Source organism: Mesorhizobium monacense, from assembly GCF_056781675.1.
The window spans coordinates 1,001,633-1,024,823 of the sequence record NZ_CM165567.1 but is presented as its reverse complement, the minus strand read 5'-3'; the positions used below and the strand labels follow the sequence as shown (position 1 = coordinate 1,024,823).

At 59.9% G+C, this 23,191-nt stretch carries 21 protein-coding genes and 2 pseudogenes; 7 read left to right on the top strand and 16 right to left on the bottom strand.

The genetic code is table 11. The annotated features are described in order from the left end of the window. Positions 1–13 precede the first annotated feature (13 nt). The 8 genes and pseudogenes from AC1RUK_RS04850 to AC1RUK_RS04820 all read right to left on the bottom strand — a co-directional run bounded on the left by AC1RUK_RS04850 (position 14) and on the right by AC1RUK_RS04820 (position 9,342). Positions 14–247 carry a hypothetical protein gene (locus tag AC1RUK_RS04850; RefSeq protein ID WP_481840189.1) on the bottom strand — a complete coding sequence of 78 codons (234 nt, stop codon included), beginning with the start codon at positions 245–247 and terminating at the stop codon, positions 14–16. A 137-nt stretch (positions 248–384) separates the two neighbouring features. Then, the gene (locus AC1RUK_RS34465; RefSeq protein ID WP_488656672.1) at positions 385–882 is read right to left on the bottom strand and encodes a Y4oE-related protein; all 498 of its coding nucleotides are present in this window, start codon (positions 880–882) and stop codon (positions 385–387) included. Positions 883–891: 9 nt separating this feature from the next. Further along, complete coding sequence (locus AC1RUK_RS04845) at positions 892–1,608, bottom strand: hypothetical protein (protein ID WP_481836568.1); 717 nt, start codon at positions 1,606–1,608, stop codon at positions 892–894. A gap of 106 nt (positions 1,609–1,714) precedes the next feature. Further along, positions 1,715–3,375 (bottom strand): annotated as a pseudogene (locus AC1RUK_RS04840) (adenylate/guanylate cyclase domain-containing protein); the annotation flags it as partial. A gap of 330 nt (positions 3,376–3,705) precedes the next feature. Beyond that, positions 3,706–4,215 (bottom strand): hypothetical protein, encoded by a 510-nt coding sequence (locus AC1RUK_RS04835; protein ID WP_481839576.1) that lies wholly within the window; start codon positions 4,213–4,215, stop codon positions 3,706–3,708. Between the two features lie 151 nt (positions 4,216–4,366). Further along, positions 4,367–4,582 (bottom strand): dodecin family protein, encoded by a 216-nt coding sequence (locus tag AC1RUK_RS04830; protein WP_258122659.1) that lies wholly within the window; start codon positions 4,580–4,582, stop codon positions 4,367–4,369. A 1,764-nt stretch (positions 4,583–6,346) separates the two neighbouring features. Then, positions 6,347–7,159 carry a methyltransferase domain-containing protein gene (locus AC1RUK_RS04825; protein ID WP_481836569.1) on the bottom strand — a complete coding sequence of 271 codons (813 nt, stop codon included), beginning with the start codon at positions 7,157–7,159 and terminating at the stop codon, positions 6,347–6,349. Positions 7,160–7,692: 533 nt separating this feature from the next. After that, positions 7,693–9,342: a caspase family protein gene (locus tag AC1RUK_RS04820; RefSeq protein ID WP_481836570.1), complete on the bottom strand. Its 1,650-nt coding sequence runs from the start codon at positions 9,340–9,342 to the stop codon at positions 7,693–7,695. Between the two features lie 183 nt (positions 9,343–9,525). Here AC1RUK_RS04820 and AC1RUK_RS04815 point away from each other — a divergent pair, with 183 nt between their 5' ends. Both AC1RUK_RS04815 and AC1RUK_RS04810 read left to right on the top strand, forming a co-directional pair. After that, on the top strand, positions 9,526–11,523 hold the full coding sequence (locus AC1RUK_RS04815) for a CHASE2 domain-containing protein (RefSeq protein WP_481836571.1): 1,998 nt from the start codon (positions 9,526–9,528) through the stop codon (positions 11,521–11,523). 12 nt (positions 11,524–11,535) lie between these two features. Continuing rightward, complete coding sequence (locus tag AC1RUK_RS04810; protein WP_481836572.1) at positions 11,536–12,321, top strand: hypothetical protein; 786 nt, start codon at positions 11,536–11,538, stop codon at positions 12,319–12,321. 201 nt (positions 12,322–12,522) lie between these two features. Here AC1RUK_RS04810 and AC1RUK_RS04805 read toward each other — a convergent pair whose 3' ends face one another. Next, complete coding sequence (locus AC1RUK_RS04805) at positions 12,523–12,780, bottom strand: hypothetical protein (RefSeq protein ID WP_481836573.1); 258 nt, start codon at positions 12,778–12,780, stop codon at positions 12,523–12,525. Between the two features lie 336 nt (positions 12,781–13,116). Beyond that, complete coding sequence (locus tag AC1RUK_RS04800; protein ID WP_481839622.1) at positions 13,117–13,323, bottom strand: hypothetical protein; 207 nt, start codon at positions 13,321–13,323, stop codon at positions 13,117–13,119. On the opposite strand from AC1RUK_RS04800, the gene AC1RUK_RS04795 reads away from it, so the two are divergent. Next, positions 13,286–13,387: an excalibur calcium-binding domain-containing protein gene (locus AC1RUK_RS04795; protein ID WP_481840188.1), complete on the top strand. Its 102-nt coding sequence runs from the start codon at positions 13,286–13,288 to the stop codon at positions 13,385–13,387. The two genes, AC1RUK_RS04800 and AC1RUK_RS04795, sit on opposite strands and share 38 nt — an antisense overlap. 88 nt (positions 13,388–13,475) lie before the next feature. On the opposite strand, the gene AC1RUK_RS04790 is transcribed toward AC1RUK_RS04795, so the two are convergent. The 3 genes from AC1RUK_RS04790 to AC1RUK_RS04780 all read right to left on the bottom strand — a co-directional run bounded on the left by AC1RUK_RS04790 (position 13,476) and on the right by AC1RUK_RS04780 (position 15,242). Then, positions 13,476–14,303 carry a tetratricopeptide repeat protein gene (locus AC1RUK_RS04790; RefSeq protein ID WP_481836574.1) on the bottom strand — a complete coding sequence of 276 codons (828 nt, stop codon included), beginning with the start codon at positions 14,301–14,303 and terminating at the stop codon, positions 13,476–13,478. A gap of 68 nt (positions 14,304–14,371) precedes the next feature. Further along, positions 14,372–14,824 carry an adenylate/guanylate cyclase domain-containing protein gene (locus AC1RUK_RS04785; protein ID WP_481836575.1) on the bottom strand — a complete coding sequence of 151 codons (453 nt, stop codon included), beginning with the start codon at positions 14,822–14,824 and terminating at the stop codon, positions 14,372–14,374. Between the two features lie 121 nt (positions 14,825–14,945). Next, complete coding sequence (locus tag AC1RUK_RS04780; protein WP_481836576.1) at positions 14,946–15,242, bottom strand: helix-turn-helix domain-containing protein; 297 nt, start codon at positions 15,240–15,242, stop codon at positions 14,946–14,948. A 51-nt stretch (positions 15,243–15,293) separates the two neighbouring features. Between AC1RUK_RS04780 and AC1RUK_RS04775 the strand changes: the two genes are divergently transcribed. After that, complete coding sequence (locus tag AC1RUK_RS04775; RefSeq protein WP_481836577.1) at positions 15,294–16,091, top strand: hypothetical protein; 798 nt, start codon at positions 15,294–15,296, stop codon at positions 16,089–16,091. A 100-nt stretch (positions 16,092–16,191) separates the two neighbouring features. Beyond that, complete coding sequence (locus tag AC1RUK_RS04770) at positions 16,192–16,422, top strand: KTSC domain-containing protein (protein ID WP_481836578.1); 231 nt, start codon at positions 16,192–16,194, stop codon at positions 16,420–16,422. Between the two features lie 792 nt (positions 16,423–17,214). On the opposite strand, the gene AC1RUK_RS04765 is transcribed toward AC1RUK_RS04770, so the two are convergent. Continuing rightward, positions 17,215–18,123 (bottom strand): LysR family transcriptional regulator, encoded by a 909-nt coding sequence (locus tag AC1RUK_RS04765; protein ID WP_481836579.1) that lies wholly within the window; start codon positions 18,121–18,123, stop codon positions 17,215–17,217. Positions 18,124–18,867: 744 nt separating this feature from the next. Between AC1RUK_RS04765 and AC1RUK_RS04760 the strand changes: the two genes are divergently transcribed. Further along, positions 18,868–19,062 carry a hypothetical protein gene (locus AC1RUK_RS04760; RefSeq protein ID WP_481836580.1) on the top strand — a complete coding sequence of 65 codons (195 nt, stop codon included), beginning with the start codon at positions 18,868–18,870 and terminating at the stop codon, positions 19,060–19,062. A 122-nt stretch (positions 19,063–19,184) separates the two neighbouring features. Beyond that, positions 19,185–19,608 (top strand): annotated as a pseudogene (locus tag AC1RUK_RS04755) (SLC13 family permease); the annotation flags it as partial. A gap of 545 nt (positions 19,609–20,153) precedes the next feature. Here AC1RUK_RS04755 and AC1RUK_RS04750 read toward each other — a convergent pair. Both AC1RUK_RS04750 and AC1RUK_RS04745 read right to left on the bottom strand, forming a co-directional pair. Beyond that, complete coding sequence (locus AC1RUK_RS04750; protein WP_481836581.1) at positions 20,154–20,936, bottom strand: ATP-binding cassette domain-containing protein; 783 nt, start codon at positions 20,934–20,936, stop codon at positions 20,154–20,156. Beyond that, on the bottom strand, positions 20,929–23,178 hold the full coding sequence (locus AC1RUK_RS04745; protein ID WP_481836582.1) for an ABC transporter permease: 2,250 nt from the start codon (positions 23,176–23,178) through the stop codon (positions 20,929–20,931). The genes AC1RUK_RS04750 and AC1RUK_RS04745 overlap by 8 nt, the downstream gene beginning before the upstream one ends. Positions 23,179–23,191 lie beyond the last annotated feature (13 nt).

Genomic DNA, 23,191 nt, shown 5'->3' with positions numbered 1-23,191 from the left:
CCCTCCTCGTCCCCTACCCTGCTTCGTTCTCTGCACCGCTCCCGCTCCCGTCGCGTGGTGCTTCTGCTCGGCTGGGGGACATCCGATTGTCATTGGCTCCCTGCTGCGCCTCGACATGCTCCCGCGCGATCTGGCGGCCGATGAGGCGGGCGATCGACAACACAACCTTGTCTACCTTGTCGCGTGCCGCAATGTCGGCAATACCAGCACCCTGGTTGTCATTGGCCGGTTTGGTCTCATCCATCATGGCGATGCCTGCTCTTCTGTGGAGATCAAGCAGGCATTGAGGCGCGAAACGATCACAACAAAAAGGTCAAAACTCGCTCGGTCGTGCGGTGGCGTGCAAATACTTGCGCGCTGCGACCTGGGAATTCCGAAGCCAAGCTAAATACCGCGCTCGGTATCACCAGGTGACACGATCCGACTTCCTCTCGACAAGCAAGCAGCTCCGTCGTTGGACATAATCTCCCTTCGGGAAGAGCCTAGACGAGCCTTCCCGGAGGTTGCTTTCGATTCGGAATCGGGCGAACCCGCTTGAAGGCAGGCGAATGCCCGAAACCAGAATCGGAACTCCTGTGTCCTCCCGTCGCAGTGCGCCGACACGGCGCACCAGGCCATTGCCGTCGCGGCTGCCTCTCCCCACAGGGCTTTTGCCGCCTCGGCAGCTTCAGGCACGGTCCATTTTTCCAAGGCGGCGTCGCGGCTGAAGGCGTCCAGCAGATCGGGATCGGCCACCGCCGCATGGTGAGACGCAGGAGCGTCCAGTGCTGCTAACTCCCTGGGGTTGAAGGGTGACGGGAGATAGACGCTTCGCTGCAGGTTAAGGGGTTCTCGGCTGAAGCCAGAAGTCGGGTTGGACGGTTCTTCATGGCTCGTCTCCATCTTCGTCTTTCAGGCGCGAGAACAGCAGCCAGCCTGCCGCCTGCGGAGCTTGCGACGCCGCTCGCCGTGAAAGAACTGTTCCGGCATCGTCTGCCGGGCGATGCGCACGAGATCGCTAAGCGCCGAGCGGATTTGCGGCCAGGGGAACTCGGAGCATTCCTCCCAGGCCTCGCCCTCGCGCAACACAGCATCGAGCTTGCCCGCGACACCGGCGAGAGTCGCGGCGGGGGTCGTTGAGAACGCTTCCAGCAGATCCTCCGCCCGGTCGCCAGCCTCGCGCTCCGCTCTGAGCGCGGCGGTATAACCGGTCTCCTCGGCAGCCGCATCCCAGCGTGACTGATGCGCCGCGAATTCGGCTTCGGCCGTCTGGCGTGGAGCCGCCATATCGGGGCCTTTGCCGAACACGTCGTTAAGCGCCCCGATCGAGTGGACCGTCACGTCCTCACCCTCTGGCAGGTGGACGGTTACACAAGGAAAACCGACGCTCTCGACAAGGCTCGTCTCCAGACGCTGCTGCCTGCGGCAAAGCCGCTCGGTTACCTTGTGGGCTGTCTCCCATTCCCACCAAAGCGCCAGCGCTGGGTCGGGGGGCATACTCGTTGCAGTTTTGTTGCCGGCAAACGTACTTTTCTCAAGCACCAATGCGGTGGACGTGATCATCCCTCCCGCAAGCAGTCGCCTGCGGGTGACGAAAGGCAGAGTCATGCTATTGTCGGAATCACCCATGATCCGAGCTCCAATCAGCTTGGTTGTGGTCAGGCTGGCTGGAGTGTTGACGCACTCTAGTCATCCGTTGCGCGTGCAATGCACGTGCATTGCACATGCATATCAAGGGATTGACACGGAAGACTTCCTGCCACTGCTCGCGCGCTTCCGCGAAGCGGCCCAACTGACCATAGCTCGCCGCCAGGAGCACACGTGAAACGTCGGTGTCAGGGTTACGAACAAGTCGCCGCTTGAGAGAAACGACGGCCTCTTCGTACTTGCCCAACTGGAACATCGCTTGTGCCTGGAAGTGCAGGAAGATGTCCGGATAGTACGGGTTCAGGGCCGTTGCCCGGTCAAAACACGCAAGTGCCTCCTCGGACCTACCCGAATAGTGCAGCGTATTGCCAAGGCTTTCGTGGCCCTCCGCAAGATTTGGGGCAAGCGAGATCGAACGCTCAGCCTCGCGGATAGCCATATCATGCCGTCGCAAATGCAGATTGATGATGCACAGCGCCCAATGCGCGTAAGGATTTCGATCATCGAGCGCCACTGCACGTGTCGCAATCTTTTCCGCTTGTTCGATTGATGTCGACGGGGACCTGCTCCATCGGTTTATGTAGTCCAGCCCGTGTGCGATAGCGAGAATCGCGTAGGCGGAAGCGAATTTCGGGTCCAGCTCAATGGCCCGTTGCAACAGTTCCCGACTTTGCGTGTTTTGCTCTCTCGTGAACCGCCACAGCTGCTCTCGGCCGCGCAGAAAGCAGTCATACGCTTCCAAATTGTCGGTATGCTCGGTCGCGATCCGCTGCTGATCACGCTCCGTCAGGTTGAGCGCGAGCGCGCCGACAATGTGCTGCGTCACGTCGTCCTGTACGGCGAAGATGTCGGTCAGGTCGCGATCGAAACGCTCCGCCCACAAATGTCCGCCCGTGGTCGCATCAATGAGCTGCGCGGTGATGCGTACTCTGTTGCCGGATTTGCGGACGCTGCCCTCAAGTACATACCGCACCCCGAGTATTGTGCCCACCTCCCGCACATGGACGTTCTTGCCCTTGAAGGTGAACGACGAATTGCGGGCGATGACAAAGAGCTGCGACAGCTTCGACAAGGCAGTGATGAGATCTTCCGAGATTCCGTCAGCGAAATAGTCCTGCTCCATATCGCCGCTCATATTGGCGAAAGGCAAGACGGCGATCGAGAGCTTCGACTGCGGCGGCTGGGTTGCCGAAAATTCCGAGGTCGCCGCTGCCTTTTTTCGGCAGAGCCGACCCGCAGCTAATATATCCGAATCGGCTCGGCGATATTCTTGAGCTGGGTGTTGCCAAGATCGCTGACCGAAAGGTCGAGCCTCGCCTTAACCTGGCGATAGGCGTCCTCCGAGAGGCAGGTGGCGCCCGGCGCCGCGACGCCCTCCAGACGCGAGGCGATATTGACGCCATCGCCGATCAGATCGCCATCGCTTTCCTCGACGACGTCGCCCAGATGGATCCCGATCCGGAATTCGATCCGGCGGTCCTCCGGCACGCCGGCATTGCGCTCAATCATGCCGTTCTGTACCTCGATAGCGCAGCGCACAGCGTCGACCACACTGCGGAGTTCGACCAGCGCTCCGTCCCCTGTGCGCTTGATCACGCGTCCGTTGTGCACGGCAATCGTCGGGTCGATCAGGTCGCTGCGCAGTGCGCGCAACCTCGCCAGAATACGATCTTCATCCGCGCTAGCGAGCCGGCTGTACCCGACCACGTCGGCGGCCAGGATTGCGGCTAGCTTGCGATTCTCGCTCATGGGCATCTCCTCGTCTCCACGATAGCAGGAAGACATAGGAAAGGAGGGAACTTTCGGGTCTACTCAGAGCGACTGGGGTGAGATCGAGGCCCGCCAGCGGGCATAGCTGGGCAATGACCACTCCATTACGCTTTCGGGACATTGGACACTGTCACGCCGAAAGCCCACTTGGGGTCACGGGTGTGAATTCGACCGCCGTCGAACGAACTTCTGTTTTGGATGTGGAATGCTGCCATTCCTCTCGTCTGGCACGGATCAAAAGGGGGGCGGATGCCCAGGGCCTGGTAGCCACTTGAATCGGGATAGGGCAAATATCGTCAGCGTAAACGGCTAGGGGCCTCTGCGCAGATTTATCTGGCTGGTGACAACGCTCTTGCCGGTTCTCGGATCGGTATCGACTGTGGTCAGACGCATGCCATCGCTTCCGATTTTCTCGATTGTCATTCTAGCGCTGCGATCACCATTGACAGCCTTGGCCCAACGGATGGCGAGCTTGATGGCATTGCCTGAGCGCTTGCCGTTCACACCAGCGATGCCCGTGCCCGCTCCAACGTAGGAGCCGGTGTAAGTTGACCCATTCGTCCTTATGTCTGCACCAATGGCTCGGGAAAGGCCCATGAAACCAGTACATTTGCCTGCCAGCGTAAGCGAAGTGTCGGTAGCGCCCGAGGTAAATTTACAAGAGATGTTCAGTGGCAGAGAATTGACGCGGATTTTGACCGTACCATTCCCTCTCCAACTACCGTTCATGGATTTCAGAAACTCAATCTCCCCGGCATGTAGAACGGCACCGTAAGAAAGCACGGCTGCTGAGAGAAATATTACCGTGACACGTTTCATCATGACAGGCTTCCTCCTGCCGCGGTGGGGCGCTCGGCGATCAGATGCCTGCTCGAGCGAGGGTGGCCCTGGGGTTGCGGCGCGTGCCTATCTCCTGTCGGTTTCGAGCGCCCGCGGACAAGCCGGGCCAGGTCGCGCGGGCGCGGTCTCGCTACGCTTTGTCCTCGTATTTGAAGGATACGCTGACCTTGGCGCGGTAGGCCTCGACCTTCCCGTCCTTGATTTGGAGGTCGAGTTTCACTACCTCGGCGATGCGCAGGTCACGCAAGCTACTCGAGGCGCGTTCCACAGCGGCGCGCGCAGCGTCGTCCCAGGATTTGGTGCTCGTGCCAACCAGTTCGATAATCTTGTAGACGCTATTCGACATCGGTTCCTCCCTTTTGATCCGATCGACAGACTGGACTTCATTCTTACCAGAGATTTGCTGCCGTGGCTTTGGGGAAGCGTCCAACGACCGCTTGGCTCCTAAAGGAGGACGGTCATCTCCGTTACCGCGAAGGTCCGCGTTGGGTCAGATCACGTCGACGCCTGCGGCTACCGGGAGTGTCCGCTTCTCAAAATCCGAACCTCGAAGCTGCCAGTCCGCATGCGGCCCTAACCATGTCTGGTAGTTGCCGGGACTGAGATACGCGGGGATCGCATGAACCCTTCAAAGCTAACGAAATCGACGGCAGCAGTCGGCGGGGATGCGCATTGTGGCGCGTGCCATCGCATTGCATGACAGTTGTGCCGGGCGCAACGATCCATGAGCTTGGATATTGGATTTCTCGCGGTCATTCGGACACAGGTCGTCGTGTGCGTCGAGACAACGTGCCAGACGTGGCCCCTTGTGTTGTGTCTCGACGTCCGGTGAGCGGAGCGGAGCGCCCATGACTCGGAGCCGAGCGAACCGGCCCTGAGAGACGCAAGCCGGTGCGGTGCCATCCCAATTGGCGCGCGAGCGGCACACATGGCTGAAGGCCTCTCGGTAGAGCCGACACACTGCCTTTGCCCTGGAAAGGGGCGGCTGTCCAAATTCAACCGATACGATCGCCAAAGGTCGCAGGAGTAGGACTTTGAAGGAGGCGTGCAGCAAGGGGGACGCGCGCGTCATGCAAGATCCGAAGCGGGTGGCAGCGCGCTATGGCGCCTCCTTCTTGAAGTGGGATTGCGGGCAACATCGCCGCAGCGCTGGTGCTCGCGGCTACTTTCCCCGCCACACTACGGATAGGGCGCGGAGCGCGACGAATACCGCGAACACACAGGCATAGCTCTCGAGTCGGCCGCGTTCGTGGGCGCGAGCCATTAGCGGAGGTCCTTCTCGATGGAATGAAGGCCGCGTGCTTCGAAAGCCTCAATGTCTTCGAGGCGGTAGACGACACGGCCGCCAACCTTGAGGAAGCTCGGCCCCTGGCCCAGGGCCCTGGGCCAGCACTGATCATTGTGAAAACAAGGGACCTCTTGAGGCAGACGACTCTCGCGATGTGGTCAGCGAGGGGGCTGAAGGGTCAGCAGCTTCGACGTACGGCCCTCAAGCTCAAGTTCACACCAACCACATGTGGCGAAAGATGCAAACGCGAGTAGCACCTGGTACTCAAGCCGATTGGAATGGTACGCACTACGAAGTGCTTCTGACGCCGCGTGAGACCGGCGGAAAGTTTGGGGCATTTGCATCCGGTGCTGGTCCGGGCGATGGACCGCCGCGCCACCGCCATCCCAAGTCCGACGAAGTCTTCGTCATTCTCCAAGGGTGGCTACGCTTCTGGTGTGCCGGGGAAGCTTCGAAGCTTCCGAACGTACCGCCGGAGAAGTATTCTACATTCCCGCTGGCGTTGAGCACACGTTCGTCGTCGTTGAGCGTGCACGATGGATCGCCATTCTGTCCCCGGGTGGTCTCGAAAGCTTTTTCCCGACGGTTGCCGCACAGGGGTTGGAGATTCCGCGCGATCTCGCAGAAGTCAAAGCGATCGCGGCCCAATTCGATATGGAGATTACCGGGCCACCCGTAGTCGTCGCTGGACCATAGGCGCCGCACTGAACACCATCCGGTCAGGGTCGAGATCGATCTGCCCCTCGAACCACGCTCAGCGCCTGGTTGGAGGCACTTTGTTGTCGGCAAGCGAGCGCAGCTAAGTGTCGTTTGAGCGCGATTTCAGACCGGCTTGCGACCCCGCACTTGAGTGACGACGAATGTCAGGCCCGTGGTTTGTGGATCACCTGCAACTTGCTCGCATTCAACGATCGCCTTATCCAGCTCGGATTTGGTCATCAGGCCGGCTTCCAGAATTCGGTTCCTTAGCGACGTCGCGAACTGGATAGGCAGCCGCAGGTACGGGTGACCGGGCGCTAGGGCGACAACGGCCGCGCGCACGCGCAAGTCCTCAGCTCCCCGCTCGCGCAGCATCTTGTGAGTACGTCGGCCTGCGTCGAAATCACCTCCGCCGCGGCGGAACGCTTCGAGAATTGCCGCCTTCAGCCGGTCCCACGCGTCAGACGGCGGGTAGCAGCGCCACGCCGCGCTGTCCGGCTCCTGGATCGCAATGATGCCGCCAGGCTTCGTCAACCGCCAAAGCTCGTCCATCAGCTGCGCATCCCGGCCGACCGGCGCAAAGAGGAAACGGACGTGCGCGAGGTCAAACGAGTTGGCGGGAAGCGGGGAGGCGTAGGCGTCAGCTTCCAGGATCTCAACCTTCGGCAGATTGTTTTCGGCGATAAAGGCGCGGGCGGCGCGAAGCTGCATGGCATCGATGTCGACACCTACGATGCGCCCTGACGCACCAGCGCGCCGCGCCAGAGACCCAAGGATGCCCATGGCCCCGCAACCGAGATCCAGGCAGTGCCAGCCCTCCATCGGGCCAAGGCTGTCGAGCCACGCCTCTGTCTCCGGCTCCCACACGCGCGCCTGGAGGCGCAGGCGCTCAAGCTCTGAAGCGCTGTCCGACAGCAAATAGTCGGCACTGGACATCGTCTGGATCCTCCGCTTGGCCACGAACCCCACGACGGATCAACGAAGGACCAAAGACGTGTTGCCGGGCAGGCTTTAGCTGACCGGGCAAAGCCGGTTCGCGACACCCTGGACCCAGTCCGCATTCTAGCCCAGTCACCCGAAAACGGAAAGTCCGGTTGCGGCCAAGACGCGACGTCCGACTAATGGCCGTAATCGGCGGTGGGCGCAAGCCGGACCTAGAGAGCGATGCCTTAGTTGTGGTCTTTCTTGACAGGCGAGCGAACCGCAAAACCGTCCGCAGCAAGGCTGACGCTAAGGCATTGATATTGCTGTGGTCAAAACCTGGGGATTTTTGGGGCTACTCCCCAGCTTCGGAGAATGATCGGCATTCAGAGAGCAATTTGCACGCTCAGGGCGCTGTGGCACTCCCCAGCTTTTGGCCACACACTCTGCAAACGCTGGGCTTCCGGGAAGCCATGCGGCGACTGGAGAATTGTTTGGACTTTGAAGGTGGTAGAGGGACACGAACCCAGAACCGACCTTCTCTATTTCTACATTCTCTCCATGATAATTTTTCCTGAACACCCGCTGCCAGCTCCGGTCCCTCTAAATTTGCCGGTTCCGTTGTTACCCTTTATGACACCATTCAGGGTGTTCCCGCCTGTTCTTCCTTTATAAACAAAGGGCTGTTTCATATTGACGGCGCCACTGCTAGAAATACTTCCGGTAAATCCGGAGCTAGACGATATTCTGCCGTCATTTATGACGACGAATGTTGAGAGTTCTCGCCAATCGCCGCAGTTCGTTGTGGCTCGTCTGACCAATTTCCATGTGCCATTAAAGGCGCTTAGCCCACTCGTCTGAGGCACACAATGGTTGCCCTGCACCTTCATTCCGTCTTCACAAGTAAGCGGGCAGATACGAGTTCCGACCGCCCTTAGTCTTTCCAGAAGTCCCGCTGTCGGTTCCAGCGATGCAAGCTTGACACCTTGCCGCCCCGCATATTCCTGAAGCGCTTTGCGGCTGGCGGCCCCCCATTTTCCGTCAGCCCGGCCTTCAAGGCATCCTATGCGGGAGAGTTCCGTTTGAGTGGCGCGCGCAAGTTCGCTGGAGTCTGTGGTAGGTGCCGATGACTGCGCCAGCGGGTCGGGGTGTTGAAGGCTTGCGACTTCCGTCCCCTTGGCATCGTCGGTTGGCTTAGTGGCGCGCTCCGTCTCCGGCAGGTGCGCCACCTGCCGTTCCGTTTCGATGCGCTTGTCGATCGCGTCGATCTTCAACCTCGCAAGGGCTGCAAAAGCGCCACCCGGAAATTGCTGCAAATACGCCTCGAAGAAGCTCTTGTCGGTCGAGTCCTTGATAGTCGCCCAATATGCAAGTTCGACTGCATTGTCCGGCGAGGTCGACTGTGGAGTGGGGACAGATACCGCCTTCGGTTCCGTTGCGAGAGGCTTCAACACAACCTCGCCCGTGAGCGAAGAGTTCTCCCACGGCACTTGCTTGCCATCCGTCGCAGCCAGCACATCGCGGCGCACATCGATGAGGTCGCGCGTGATATCCTGCCCCGGCGTGCCGAGGTGAGCGAGCAGTGCAGTCGTGAATGGAGAATTCCGCCCTGCTCCGTCAATGGCGACATTACCCGGTTGCGTTGCGAATGCTATCAGCGAGCCGACTCCGCTGCCAAGCTTGGCCAGACCCCGACTCACGGAACCGGAGCGCGTCCCCATCGAGCGGGAAAGCTTCTCGGCAAACGGATTGTCCCGGCACGCATCTAGGAAGATGAGGTTGACCTTGGCGCTGCGCTCCATCGCTGAAAGTACGAGGTCCATCGGAAGGGCCTCGAAGTCGAGATCATTGTAACCGGATAACTGGGCATCGACCGGCACCATGTAGTTGTTGCCATTCACCTGCAGGCCGTGCCCGGCATAGAAGAACAGCGCCATATCGGCACCGTCGAGCTTTTCCAAGAACTCGCGCACCGTGCGACGCATTCCCGCGAGGTCGAGGTCCTGGCCGCTGACAACCTCGAAGCCAAGGCTTTCAAGCTTGGCATTCATGTCGGACGAATCGTTCTTCGGATTGGCGAGTTGAACGGCATGCTGGTAGGCCGAATTGCCAACAACCAACGCCACGCGTTTCTCGGCGACTGCCCGTCCCGAAACAGCGGCAAACAATAAAACCAAGAGAATGAAAGCGCTGCGCATGGCAGAAACGGCTCCCCAAGGGAACTGTAGCAGAGGCTAATGCAACCGAAAAGAGCTATGCCCCCGGGCTGCGGACGAGTGGCCTGCGGCTCCGAGATGGTTGTTGGCGGACACCGTTTCGGTACTGGGGCCGTGCATTCCCATGCAAACGGGCGATAATTTGCTTGATGCGCCTGAACGGGTATGCTGGCAGCGAGTAGCGCTTCCACTGGCTTAGGGGTCTATTTCGGCGTGCGGACACTTGGCCGGATCGTCAGCCGGCAGCGAGGTGGCATCGCCGCATCGCTCGCCTATCTGGTTCTGCTGGGCCTCTCGACTGCTCTCGTGTCACCGCCGTTGGAGAATATCCTGCGCGACGTGATGATGGTCTCGATATCGCCGTTCACCCAAGCTCCACCCAACATCGTTGTGGTCTCAATATCAGAACAGACCCTGGCGAATTTTCCATACCGCTCACCACTGGACCGTGGCTTCTTGGCCGACATCGTGGCCCGGATCGAGTCGGCCCACCCTCTTGTCATCGGTATCGACCTATTGTTCGACCAGGCAACAGAGTCGCAAAAGGATGCCCGCCTCGAAACTGTTATCGAAACCGCCAGTGTGCCTGTGGTGATCGCCTCGGCGTCGCGCACTGACGGCCTTACCCAAAGGCAATCCGACTATCTCAACGCGTTCGCTCCGTCGGCAAAGCGGGGCCTTGCCGCATTGTCGCATGACAATCTCGACGGCGTGGTCCGTGGAGCCTTTCCCGGTCGAGAAGCGGACGGGGGCTGGACGCAAAGCTTTGCTGCTGCGATCGCAGCATCAACCGGCATTAGTCGCGGCCACTGGCCGGAGGAAATGGTCTACTATCGCACGGCGAACAGCTTGCCCTTCAATTTTCCAACCTATCCGGCACAGGCCGTTCCGCTGGCACCGCTCAGCTGGTTCGAGGGGAAATATGTTCTTATCGGCATGGACCTACAGCAAATAGACCATCATCCGACACCCTTCGCGTTGTTGAGAGGTGCGGAAATCGGTGTTCTCCCTGGCGTCGCCATCCACGCCCACTCGTTAGCCAGACTCTTGTCCGGGGACAGAATAACGATCCCTTGGCCTGCAGTGGGTTACGCGCCAATGCTTCTTGTCGGGCTGTTCTGTTTGTGGATCGTTTCGCGGCCGAACCCGGTGGTCTTCAAACCTGTCGCGGTCGCCGGTGCGGTGCTGCTGGTGTGGATCGGTGAGGCGTGGGCCTTCGCGAGGTTCGCAATACTCGTTCCGATGGTCGCCCCTGCATTGCTTGTGCTCGGTCTGTCGGCATTCGTTGGCTTCCTGGCTTGGAGACGGGATGCGGAGGCTCGCCACTTCATTCAAAACGCGTTCTCGAAATATGTCAGTCCGGCCGTTGTTGCAGCGATCGTCAAGGAGCCCGACGCTCTCCATCTTGGTGGCGAGAGGCGTGAGATCACCTGTGTATTCACGGATGTCGAGGGATTTACGTCACTCAGCGAGAAACTCGCGCCAGAGGTGCTCGCAGACGTATTGAACGAATATCTGGACGGGATCTGCGAGTTGTTCATCGAGCATGGTGCAACCATCGACAAGGTCATCGGCGATGCGGTGGTCGGCTTCTTCGGGGCTCCGGCTGCGCAAAATGACCAGGCGGAGCGGGCGGTGTCCCTGGCACTGGCTGTGCAGGACCTGGCGCAGCGGCTGCGAGAAAGATCGGCGAGACGAGGCCATTCATTCGGCACCACCCGCATAGGTATTCATGGCGGGCCGGCAATCGTCGGCAACTTCGGGGGAAATCGGTTCTTCAACTACACAGCTATTGGAGACACGGTAAACACTGCGGCCCGATTGGAGGGCGCAAACAAGTACATCGGCACGAAAAATTGCATAAGTTCGGAAGTCGCGAAACAAGCAACGCGCTTCTTGCTGCGCCCTGCGGGAGTTCTGCACCTTAAGGGCAAAAACCAAGGCATCGAGGCTTTCGAGGCAATGAGCCGTACGTCAGAAAATACGATACTTTGCGAGGAATATGCAAAGGCGTACGCCCTGCTTGCCACCGACGATAAGCTCGCGACAGCGGCATTTGAGCTGTTGGTCACAAACTACCCGCAAGACGCTCTGATCGCTTTTCACCATAGCCGTCTTGCAAGCGGACGCTTCCGAGCAGACATTCATCTTGCCGACAAATAGGGCCATCATGACATGAGCCTCATGCGTCCGATCTCGCAAATCGCCTCTCTGATCCTCGCCGCGGCCGTTCTTGTGACGGCGCAACGCGCGGTGGCCGGCGGCCAGTATGTGGTCCTGTCATCTGAGCCGGTGGTGGATGAACTGCCGCCAGGCAAGCTCTTTATGCCAAGCGACGTCATCAACGTGCCAGCCGGTACGGTCGTCACCTTGCTCGGCGAGGACGGCAGCGTGAATCCCATTTCAGGTCCTGGAGCCTTCGTGGTCACTGAGGATGCCTTGGTGTCCGACAGTTCACAGCGGGTCACCGACAGGCAGGCAGGACCTTCAAACCTAGCCCTGATAGCGAGCATTCTGACGAACGAACGCCAGAGAACCGAGTCCATCGGTAGCGCACGCACGACCGCCGACCAATCCAAACCGAGTGCACTTGACGATCCCTGGGCGATTTCCATCGAAGAATCCGCTCCTGGCTGCATCCGCAATGGCGAGGTGGTTCTGGCGCGACAGGGGATGGGTGAGAGTGCGGTGTTCTCGGTTCGCCTTGGCGATGGAGAGCCGTTGAACGGCTTGGTCTGGAGCGCCGGCAAACCCACTTACTCTCTTCCGGACCCTATTCCTGCCGAGGTAAGATCTTTTGTCGTCGAGACCAACAAGACATCGGCGTTGATCGAAATCAAGGTGTTTCCGGAGAACGCCGTTCTCGAAAATCCGCTGGATGTTCTTGGATGGATGGTGAGCAGCGGTTGCAAACGCCAAGCGTTGGCCTTTGTGCGTCAACTTGTGACGAAACAGCAATAGGTTGTCAGCCAGGATCCGCGCCGCGAATGACGGAGCGACTGGCTAACGGCATAGCGGCGCCATTCTCAGAGTCGCCATCGCCAGGCATCAGATAAACTGCAAAGCCTTGGGTTTGGATGGTCTGTCAGTGCGCTGACGATGATCCGAGCTTGTCGATTTCTGCACATGAGCACTGTATCAGGCGAACGAATTGGCCGATGTCTAATTGAATGGTAAAGCCCGGACGCGCTGGAAAATCGAGAGGAGGGTGCGATGCTCCATCCGCGTTTCAACGCTATTGTAGCCTTGGCTGTGACTGCGGTTGTGAGTTATGGCGTCGACCCTCGGCACTGGCAATGAAATCGATGCGCTCATCGACCGGCAGAGGCGGAGTTTCGCGCTATTCTCGTCGTTTCCTGGCAGGCCTTCGAAGAAGCGGCTGACAGGAACGCCCAGCGGCCCGGCGATCTCGAAGATCATGGAGGCGCTTACGCGGTTCTTAGCAATCTCCTATTTCTGGAGCTGCTGGAAGCTGATGCCTCTGGATCGGGCAAGCTGGGCTTGCGATACGTCCGACTGGACGCGAACGATCGCGATCTGCCTGCCGACATGCTGATCCGCGGGATGAGGGCTCATTTGAGGTATGGGCTTTGCCCACGCCGTAACGGCAGGAAACCGTTTCGATTCCGACAAGGCCTCTCGCTGTTGCATCTATCGCTCCCCGGAATGTGAGTCTGTCGCGGTACGCCGCCAGGAACTCAGCAAATTTCCGAATGCTTGGGGAGTTGCAAACGGCGCGAAACGGCATGGACTCCTTCAGCTCGGCTCCCTCTGCCGGGTAATCCCAGCAATATCCTCGAAGGCCGAGCGGATTTGAGGCCAGGGAAACTTGGCGTCGTCCTCCGACGACTGACCTTCCTTAAGCACGGCATCAAGCTTGGCTGCCACACCGGCAAGGGTAGTGGCGGGCGTTTCGGACAATACCTTGAGCAACTCCTCCGCTATTAGCTGGTATTTGGCCAACTGTCCTTGGGGCGGCAAGCTTGACCGCGACGGCGACGGGGTGGCGTGCGAGACGCTTTGCTAGAGGGCTAATCGAGCGTGGGGAGGGGGCTACGCTGCGCGAGGGAACGACCGTTACCACGGTAGCCACCAACTGCTCTGGCACGGCCAACTCACGCCGGCAATCCGGCCTTGATGAGCCCTTCCCGGAGAAGCTCCCGGTCTTCGGCGTGTTCAAGGAGGACGCCCTCGCGCATGTATTCAGCCGTAGAGAAATCAGGCTGCAACCGCAGGACCTCCGCCACTGCTGCCTGTGCCGCTTCGGTCCGTTCGAGCTGGGCGTAGCAGGCCGCCAGCCGTGCACTCGACCACGAGCTTGGCAGGTGCATTTGTTTGAACGCTTGAGCGGCCTCTGCAAAGCGCCGAAGCGAATAAAGGGCGACGCCGAAGTGAACATCGTACCAGCGAAAGTGTAGTGGGTTCAGGCGACCAGCAGCTTCCAAGCAAACCAGTGCTTCTTCCGGCCTGCCACGAAAGGCCAGCAAGCGGCCCTTCATGATCAGTCCGTCTGCATCATTGGGGTTCAGGTCGAATGCCCGCCGGAGATATTGCTCGGCCATGTCGTACTCACGACGGTAGAGACAGATGGTCGACAGTATTCGGTGGCAGCGGCTCTCCAGGGGGTCAAGTTCGAGCGCGTGCTTTGCCTCGGTGAACGCCGCATCCAGCACCTCGGTCGGTGCGGCGGCGTGACCGTTCTGTGCCACCTTCACGAATGCACGATACGAATGCGCCACGGCATACCTGGGATCGAGGGCAATCGCCTTCTCAAACATCTCGAGGGCTTGCTGATTGGCAGTGTTAAAGTGGGCCATGCCGCGCAGGAAGCAGTCGTAGGCGACAAGGCTGGTTGTCGGCTTTCGGAGCGATTGCTGAAGTCTCGCATCCTCAATTCGCCCGACCAGCGTCGACACAATGGTCTGCGCAACTTCGTCCTGCACCCTGAAGATGTCGTCGAGACTGCGGTCGTAGCGTTCGGCCCAAAGATGTGCCCCGGTTGCCGCCTCAATTAGCTGAGCGGCTTGCGCTCGCCGGTGTCTTCGAAGGCGAAGTCAGTCTTGCCGGCCAGCTGCTTCTGCACCGCATCGGCAATGCAAATGCCCCCAGGCTCCGCCAGTGCCTCAAGCCGTGCCGCGATGTTGACGCCATCCCCGAGCAGGTCGCCGTCCTCCACGACAACGTCACCGACGTTGATGCCGATGCGGAACACGATGCGGCTCTCGGGCGGGACCTCCCGCTGATGCGCCACCGTCCCTTCCTGCATTGCGACGGCACAGGCCACGGCCTCAACAACGGAGCCAAACTCCACGATTGCGCCATCGCCCATTAGTTTGGCAACACGGCCCCTGTGGTCTGCGATCAGCGGGTCTACCACTTGGGAGCGAAGGGTCTTGATCGACGCGAGCGTACGGGCCTCATCTGCTTCGATCAGGCGTGAATAGGCCACGATGTCGGCGGCCATGATCGCAGCGAGCCGCCGCTCCACCCGAACAACTGGCATAAGATGCCTTCCAGTACATCGCTAAGCGAACGCCCAATCTTCGCAGCTTCAGGTACGACCCGCAATCCGAACGGTAATGGGTTCAAGGTAGGCGCTTCGCCAGCTTCGCGAGCGTCGAGCGTGAGCAGTTGGTGGCCGTCACGACGGTGTTCCAGCTCTGCCCCTTCCGCAGCATGTCCAAGATGGCCTCGTTGCGTTCTGCGTCCTCGGGCCGGCCCTTCATGCGCCCTTCAGCCTTGGCCTTGGCGATGCCCTGAGCCTGCCTGCGGCGTCGGTCGTCATAGTCCTTGCGGTCAATGGCAGCGAGCATGTCGAGCAGCATTCCATTGATGGCGTCGAACATGCGCCCGGTGAAGGCGTCCTCGGTCCTCATCATCATGTGCGAGGTCGGCAAATCCGCCAGGATTCGACAAAATACTGTATCGCCTCCATGATGTTTCCAGATGGTGACGACATGCGTTCGGGACGAAATCGAAGGCAGTCAGTTGTTTGGAAAGCCGTTGCCCTTCTCCTGGCGGCGTTAGCTATCACGGCGGCGATCTTTAGCTTCAGCTTTGAGAAGCCGCGACGCGCCTCGCCGCGGATCACGGTCTCGGCTGTCTCGTCCTTCAATTCCGGCGGTCTGGTTCCTGGCCCCACGGTTACAGCGCCTTCGAAGAGCCTGGGCGCTGTCGCTGCCAATCGCGATATCTGGCTCGCAATTAGCTGGAAATTTTCCGGCGAAGCGCGAATGCTGAATGCCGTCACGGTTGGAGGCGTTCCCGCAAGGCGCCTGGTGCGCAGCAATGAGGTGCCCGATAGCGCCAATTCTGAGATCTGGATGGTTTCCGCTGGGTCCGGCGATGCTTTGGAAAACACCATATCGGTAGATATCGCGTTCACTTTCGACGGCGGCAACCCGTCGGTCACGACTCAAGTCTATCGCGTGATTGGAGCTTCAGAGATACCGGCTATGAGCACTGCCGCAGGAAGGGATTTCAGCATTTCCATCACCATTCCGAACAAGGGCGTCGCCCTCATATCGCTGATTGCTCCCGGGACCACCTCCGGCTCGTTGAGCAATGTCACCGAGGACTTCAACGCTCTTTGCGGTAAGGACTTCCTTGGCATCCATGCATCAAAAAACTCGAACTTCCGTCAATCCGTGACTGCTAGGTTTTCAGGAAGCGCAACTGCCGCTTTTGCTGCGGTCGCGCTGCGGGCCAATAGCCGTTTTAGCAAATCCTGAAACAAAAGCCCCTGCAGACCGTTGGCAATCTGCCAGACCACACTCTGGCTACCTCAGACCCTCCCGCTGGCTTCGGCCGGCGGGCTTTTTCGGGTGCGCCATGCCGTCGACCTCGATAAGCAAGACAGAGTATGACCCGGCCAGCAGAGTTCTCTCAGTCTGGTTCGTGGCCAGCGGTAAACAATATGAGTTCGAGGGAGTGCCGCCAGAGACCGTTGCTGCGCTCCGAGATGCCTTCGCAAAAGGCCGGTTCTTCAACGATCATATCCGCAATCACTTCAGCTATCGCCTAGTGCCCACATCGGGAGTCAATCAGCGTCGCCGGCAGTAGCTCGGCGGTGCGGAGGCGCGATCCCGGTCACCAATTTGACTTTGTCCAGATCGACAGTCACCAGCGGCCGGAAGGTTCACCGTGACCTTGCCAGCTTCATCATCGATGCGCGTGATCTTCCCGACATAAAAAGTGGCCCAGCCCAGGCAACCAGCGCCCGCCAGGACGCGGCAAGCGAAGCGCTGGGCACAGACAGCGGCCGACAGAAACGCGCACTCGCGAGGCTCCCAGGCGGCCCGACAATCTGTTGGGGGTAAGGTTCGACTGACGCCGGGCCTGACCGGCTTGGGGGCGAGCCGGCTAAGACGAACCTATTGGCGATTCTGCAACAAAACCCAGTTGCAGCCGTTTTCCCCACTTTTGGCCCGGAGGAATTGCGGTGTCCGGCGGCCACACAAAGGCTCGCTGACAAGACCCCCACTCACCGTTGATCGTTGCCTGTTAAACCGACAACTGGGTTTTCCTAGGGATGTGGCATATGGGAATAGCCCCTTCCAAGGAAAAGAAACATCCATTGAAAGGCGAAGTACCCTTATCGTTGGAGATTGCCCCATCTCACGCACCCGCCGAAGCCGGCATTGAATAATGCTCTTTTCGTTGTGACCGCCGCTCGGCTCTAGAAAGGACAGATACCCGCACAGGTGGGCTTAGCCGGCTGTTAGCTTTGTCTTGGGCCGACAAATGCCCGGACAGTGCCGCTGCGCGCCTGACGGGTGCGCCTATACCGGCAACGCTAGACAGCTACCCCGACAGCCTTATATCCAGGTGCATCAAGCTGAGTGGCAGGTGCCATCACGACACGTCATACTGCTGCGCCAGCGAGGCGGAAAGCTGGTCGGCGAAACGGGCAGCGGCCACCGGTAGGGTGCGGCCCTTGAGTTGGCCGACATAGAGCATGCCAGCTGGCACGTCGCGCGGGTCGAGCGGCCGGGAGATCATGTCACCGGTCATCGTCTGGTGGGACAGGCCAATTGGGAAATGGAAGGTGATGATATCCTCCGAGATAGCGTGGTTGCGCAGGAATTCGAAGCTGTCCGATTGAATCACCGGCTCCAGCTGCAGCGATGACGATTGCGCCCCGATGTCGAGCAGGTAGCGCACGCCGTAACTTGATGTGGGAAGCGCGATTGGATAGTCGAGGCAAGCGCGCAAGCGCACCGTCTCGTGAGAAGCCAGCGGATGATCGGGCCGCATAACCGCATGCACCGGCTGGTGCACCCGCATCAGCGTCATGAAAGCAGCCAGCCGGGTTGGCTCGTAGACGATGGCGATGTCGGCCGTGTGATCGACCAAGGCACGCTCGGCCTCCTCCCGGTCGCGCAGGTGCACTCCGAAGGTCACATTCGGATGTTCCTTGCGGTAGAGTGAGATCTGCATCGGCAGATGGTAGGGCAATAGCGCCTGGCTGCAGGCGATCGCCACATGGCCGCGCCGGGCGCCAGCAAGGTCTGAAATCTGCGATTTCACGTGCTCCATATCGGATAACTGGTTGCGCATGTGCTGCACTAGTAGTTCGCCGGCGCTGGACAATCGCACGCCGTGAGGCAGTCGCTCGAAAATCGCAACGCCGAGTTCGGCCTCCATCGCCAATATACGCCGGTTGAGCGCCGTCGAGGTTATGGCGAGCAATTCCGCGGCGGCGCGGATCGAACCGGTCTTGGCCACCACATTGATATAGTGAGCGGAGTTCAGGTAACGCATTGGCAGCCTCCGGCATCACCGCTGCAATTTTTGCAGCAGGCTGAACAAAACATAGCACAAGACAGCAGCACCGTAATCGAGATAATTAATCCTGTCGATACATGGGTGAAGAAGTATCTTCAAGCGACATTGATTGTTTAAAGACAATGAAAGATGGAATAATGTACTTATCCCACTTTCTTCAGTTAATTCATTAATTGAAAGGAGCAACCATGCGCTACATATCAATTGTAAGCTTAGCTTCTCTCGGTATTGTTGCCCTTGCAAATGTATCGGCGATTGCCGCCGAACAATGCGGCGACGTGACCGCGTCATCGGGCCTACCAGGTTATACTCATCAATGTAGTGTGACCTCCAAGGCCAGCATCGATGAAAGCGTTCTAGCGGACGTCGGCGAGCATAGCTGCGGTTCGGATTGTGCGCAAGTCTACAGTCTGTGCAAGACCAGCAGGGGTAGAGACTGTCGCCAAGAATACAAAACCTGTTCTTGGAAATGCGTCTTTGGTGCGGCAATAACGATTCGCTAGTAAAGAAAACCCGACATTTGAAATCTCTTGTGCGGAATTCTTGTTGGGCGTTTAGTGCGCGGGTCGGGCGTATGCGCGCCGAAATTACCATCACTGTTTCGCCCGCGGACCGCTGCCGCCTTGATGCACTGCTGAGGGCGCGCGTAGGCGATGACGCCAACTCCTCATCAGCACATCTCTCATCGACGGTTCTGAGCCGGCAAAGGGGATGGGAGAGGTGGAAGGCGAACCGAACGATGTGCGGGTCAAATATGCACTCGGCAAATGGATGGTGCGAATTGCCGAAGACGGCGTGGTAACGCGGCAGCTCTTCATGTCGAAACGTCTCGCCGAAGGGTTTGCCGAAGTTGAGCGGATTCGGCTTGGACTCCCGGGCGAGCCGCCTGTTGACGACCAGCCCGCTGAAGGCTGATGGCTGAAATGCAAAAAAGCCCCGCCGCTCCATTTGCGAAGCGGCGAGGGCCCCGCTCGCCCCCCGAGCGCCGGGCCCCAACACCCGGCGTTGCTAGCTTCGCAATTCTCGTGCCAGCGGCCGAGATCGACGGGCCGCTGCTGTTCATGTTCGCTGGCCTGTTCATCGTCGTTGCCGGTGCCGAAAAGACGCTGCTGACATCAGACATGATCGCCTCGGCCAAAAGGCCTTGGTCTGGACGACGTCTGGCGGCTCTCCGGCTTCACCGCGGTGCTGTCCAACATCATGAGCAATGTGCCGGCCGTTCTGGCACTGCGGCCGTTCATCCCGGGTCTGGAAAATCCGGAGCGTGCCTGGCTGGTGGTGGCCATGAGCTCGACGCTGGCCGGCAATTTCACGCTGCTGGGATCCGTCGCCAATCTGATCGTCGCCGAGCAGGCGCGGCGCGCAGGCACGCCACTGTCCTTCGGGGCGTTCTTCAAGGTCGGACTGCCGCTGACACTGATCACGCTTGTTGCAGGCACCGCTTGGCTAGCGATGCACTGACGTCGCATAAAGTTTGCTCCAAATGCCCGAACGCGAGCCGGGTCTTGCCAGATTCGGAACGAGAAACCCGGCCGCGAGATCAAGGATGCATGCCTTGTATTGGAACCTCGTCGGGGCGGAGACGCGCGCGCCGAGGCGACCGGTCTGTACCTCGTAGAACAGTATAAAACTCGCGAAGACGGCACATGGGCTCTCTCCGGCATTGTGTCTGTCCTGTGCGATCTCAGCAAAGCGTAAGCGGCGTGCCGCTCACACCTGAGCAGATAATTCCGGTATTCGGTATCAAATGCCACGAGCCGTGGAGCGCTATTGCAACTATGCGCCAGAAGCGGCCACCGGATCGCCCTTCGTCACTTGCATGGACTTAGGCCGATTTATCCAATCCATGGCTTTTCATGGGTTCCAGCGAACTGCAGATCGGGGGCCAGGTGAGGCGGCGCGTCAATATCGTTTGAGAAAACACGAAAGCCAGCGAGTCGGGACGCCTGCCGGGCCAACGTAACGCGGCTTAGCCGATTTCGTATATGACAAGTAACCACGATCAATCAAACTGCCCTCGCCTGATCGGCCGTACGGGCCTGTTCTCGCGTGCCGGAGACGATGATCTCCAGCACCTCATGCTCGTCGGTGTTCTTGACGTGACGGTCGCCGACATTCTCGCCGCGCTTGAGCACCATCACACGGTCGCCCACTGCGAAAATGTCGACCAGCCGATGCGAGATGATGATCTGCGCAACGCCTTGCTTTTTCAGTTCCAGCATGGTCTCGAGCAGCCGCTCGGTCGCCATCACCGAGAGGTTGGCTGTCGGTTCGTCGAGGATCACGACACGTGGCTCGAACGAGATCGCGCGGGCAATCGCCACCGATTGCTGGCGCCCGCCCGACAGGCTCTCGACCTTCTGGAAGACGGAGTTCACGTCGACCTTGAGCCGCTTCAGCACGCTGTCGGCTTCCGCGTACATTTTCCGGCGATTGACAAAGGGGCCCTTGCGCGGCCATCGGCCAAGAAAGATGTTCTGGCCGACATCCATGTTCCCGCAAAGAGCGAAATCCTGATAGATCATCTCGATGCCCGCATCGCGGCTCTCATGCGGGCTCTTGAAGCGCACCGGTTGTCTGGCAACGAAGATTTCGCCGGCATCGCGTTGATAGGCGCCGGTCAGGATTTTCATGAGCGTCGATTTGCCGGCCGAGTTGTCGCCGACCAGGCCAAGGATCTCGCCCGGATAGAGCACCAGATCGACCTTGCGAAGCGCCTGCACGGCCCCGAAGGCCTTTTCGATGCCCCGCATTTCCACGATCGGTTGAGGTAACGCAGTATCAGGCATGGGTCGTCTCCGGGGTTCGTGCGCGTCTCCCGAGGCGGGCTCGCAGGCGGCCGAAGAGGTTGGCCTGGCGCGCCCAGATGTCGATAAGGACGGCGGCGATGAGGATGACGCCAATGAAGACGTTGATCCAATGCTGCGGCATGCTGAAGCCCTGGACATTGAGCTGCAGCAGCGCCCGGACAAGGGTGATCACGGCCGCGCCGGCGAGAGAACCCAACATGGTGCCGTAACCGCCGAAGATCGACCCGCCGCCGATGATCACGGAGGCGATGGCGTCAAGTTCGCGGAACTGGCCCGCAACGGGATTGAAGCTTCGGAAGTAGGCGACGTTGATGATCCCGGCCATGGTCGCGCAGAACGCCGACAGCATGAGCGCGATGAAGCGCGCCCGGTTGGTGTTGATGCCGGCATAGGCGGCGGCGCGGATGTTACCGCCGGTCGCATAAACCTTCTGCCCAAACGGCGTATAGGCGAGCACGATGCCGGCAATCAGGGCGACGAAGAGCATCCAGATCGTCTGCACGCTGACCACCTCGGCGAGTGTTCTGAAGATGCCGTCCGGAAGCATGATGCCGAAATGAAGGAGGATGTCGTTCACCTTGCGGCCGAGCAGGTTGTAGCCCTCCGGCCAGCCGGTAAGCTGCTGGCCGGCGACGAACCACGCCGCGAGGCCGCGGGCGATGTAAAACATGCCCAGCGTGGCGATGAAGGCCGGGAGCTTCAAGCCGACGGCGATGACGGCGTTGACGAGGCCGGCGATCATTCCCGCAAGCAGGCCCATCGCGACAGCGGTGATGGGGTCGGCGCCCAGGACCTTCAGGAAATAGGCTGCCGCGCTGCCCGCCAAAGCGAGGACCGCTCCGACGGAGAGGTCGATATCGCCGGCTGCAATGACGTAAGTGAGCCCCACCGTGATCAGCGCCAACTCGGTATAGTTGAGCAGGATCGCGAAAGTGTTGGACAGGTTCCACCAGTAATCCGGCCTGAGGAAAAGACCGGTGAGCCAAAGCACAACGGTCAGGATGACGGCAAGCGCATCGCGCCGGGCGAGGAACTTGCCGAAGCCGGTCGCCGACAGTGCGATGTCGGTCGCCATTGCGCCCTTGGTCACGACGCCCTCGAGCGCGACGCCGCCGATCTCATAGGCGGGCGGCGGCGGCCTGCCACGCAGCCATGCCCAGAGGCGCGCCGCGACCTGGCGGCGGATGAGGTAGGGCTCGATCAGCACGGCGATGACAAGCAGCAGCCCGAGGAAGACCGGCACCGCGCCCACCGGCAGGGAGTAGACGGCGTTGACCGTCACCTCTTCCTCGCCAATCTTGATCGTGCGCGTGATCGGCAAACCCTCGCGCAGCACCTTGTCGAGTAGCACGACCAGCATGGCGCCGAGGCAGGACCCAACGACGCGACCGCGACCGCCGAGAATCGAAGCGCCGCCAATGATTACCGCTGCGATGACGGTCAGTTCGCCGCTGACGCCGTAAAGCGGGGTCACGCCCTTGTCCTGGGCGGCCGACAGAAGGCCCGCGACGGTGGCGCAGAGCGACGAGAGCAAATAGGCGCGGATGCGCACCCAGTTCGTCGGTATGCCGGCATAGACCGCTGCCTGCTCGTTGCCACCTGTTGCGAAGGTCTCGTAGCCCCAGCGGGTGTTGGCGAGCGCGTAGGCGCCGACCACAGCAACGACCGCGAAGATCGCGATCTGGTTGTTGAAGCCGAAGAGGTTCGTCTCGCCGAGATGGAAGAAGAGCGGGGCTTCCTTCGCCTTGGCCGGATAATAGATCGCCTGCCCGTGCGTCAACGCGAGCACGAAACCGCGGCCGATCAATAGCGTGGTCAAGGTGGCGATGAACGCCGGCACTTTGAGGACGGTAACGAGCACGCCATTGACCAAGCCGATCAGCACGCCAAGAAGGACGCAGACGATTACCGATGTGACGATGTCGAGATCGGCGAAGCTTGGCGCAAACAGCCTGGCAAAGACCACGGCCACCAGGCCGTAGATGGAGCCGACCGAAAGGTCGAGGTCCTTGTTGACGATAACGAACGTCATTCCGACGGCGATGATGGCGACCCGCGAGGTGTCGCGAAGCAGTGCATGGAACGCGTCCGACGAGCCGAAGAACGTCGGATTGACCACAGCGCCGCCGAGATAGATCAGCACCAGCAGGGTGAGCAATCCCATTTCCCAGCCTCCGACGAGCTGGGGTGGAAGGCGACGGGCAAGAGCTTCGGCGGCCATGCTGATCAAAGGG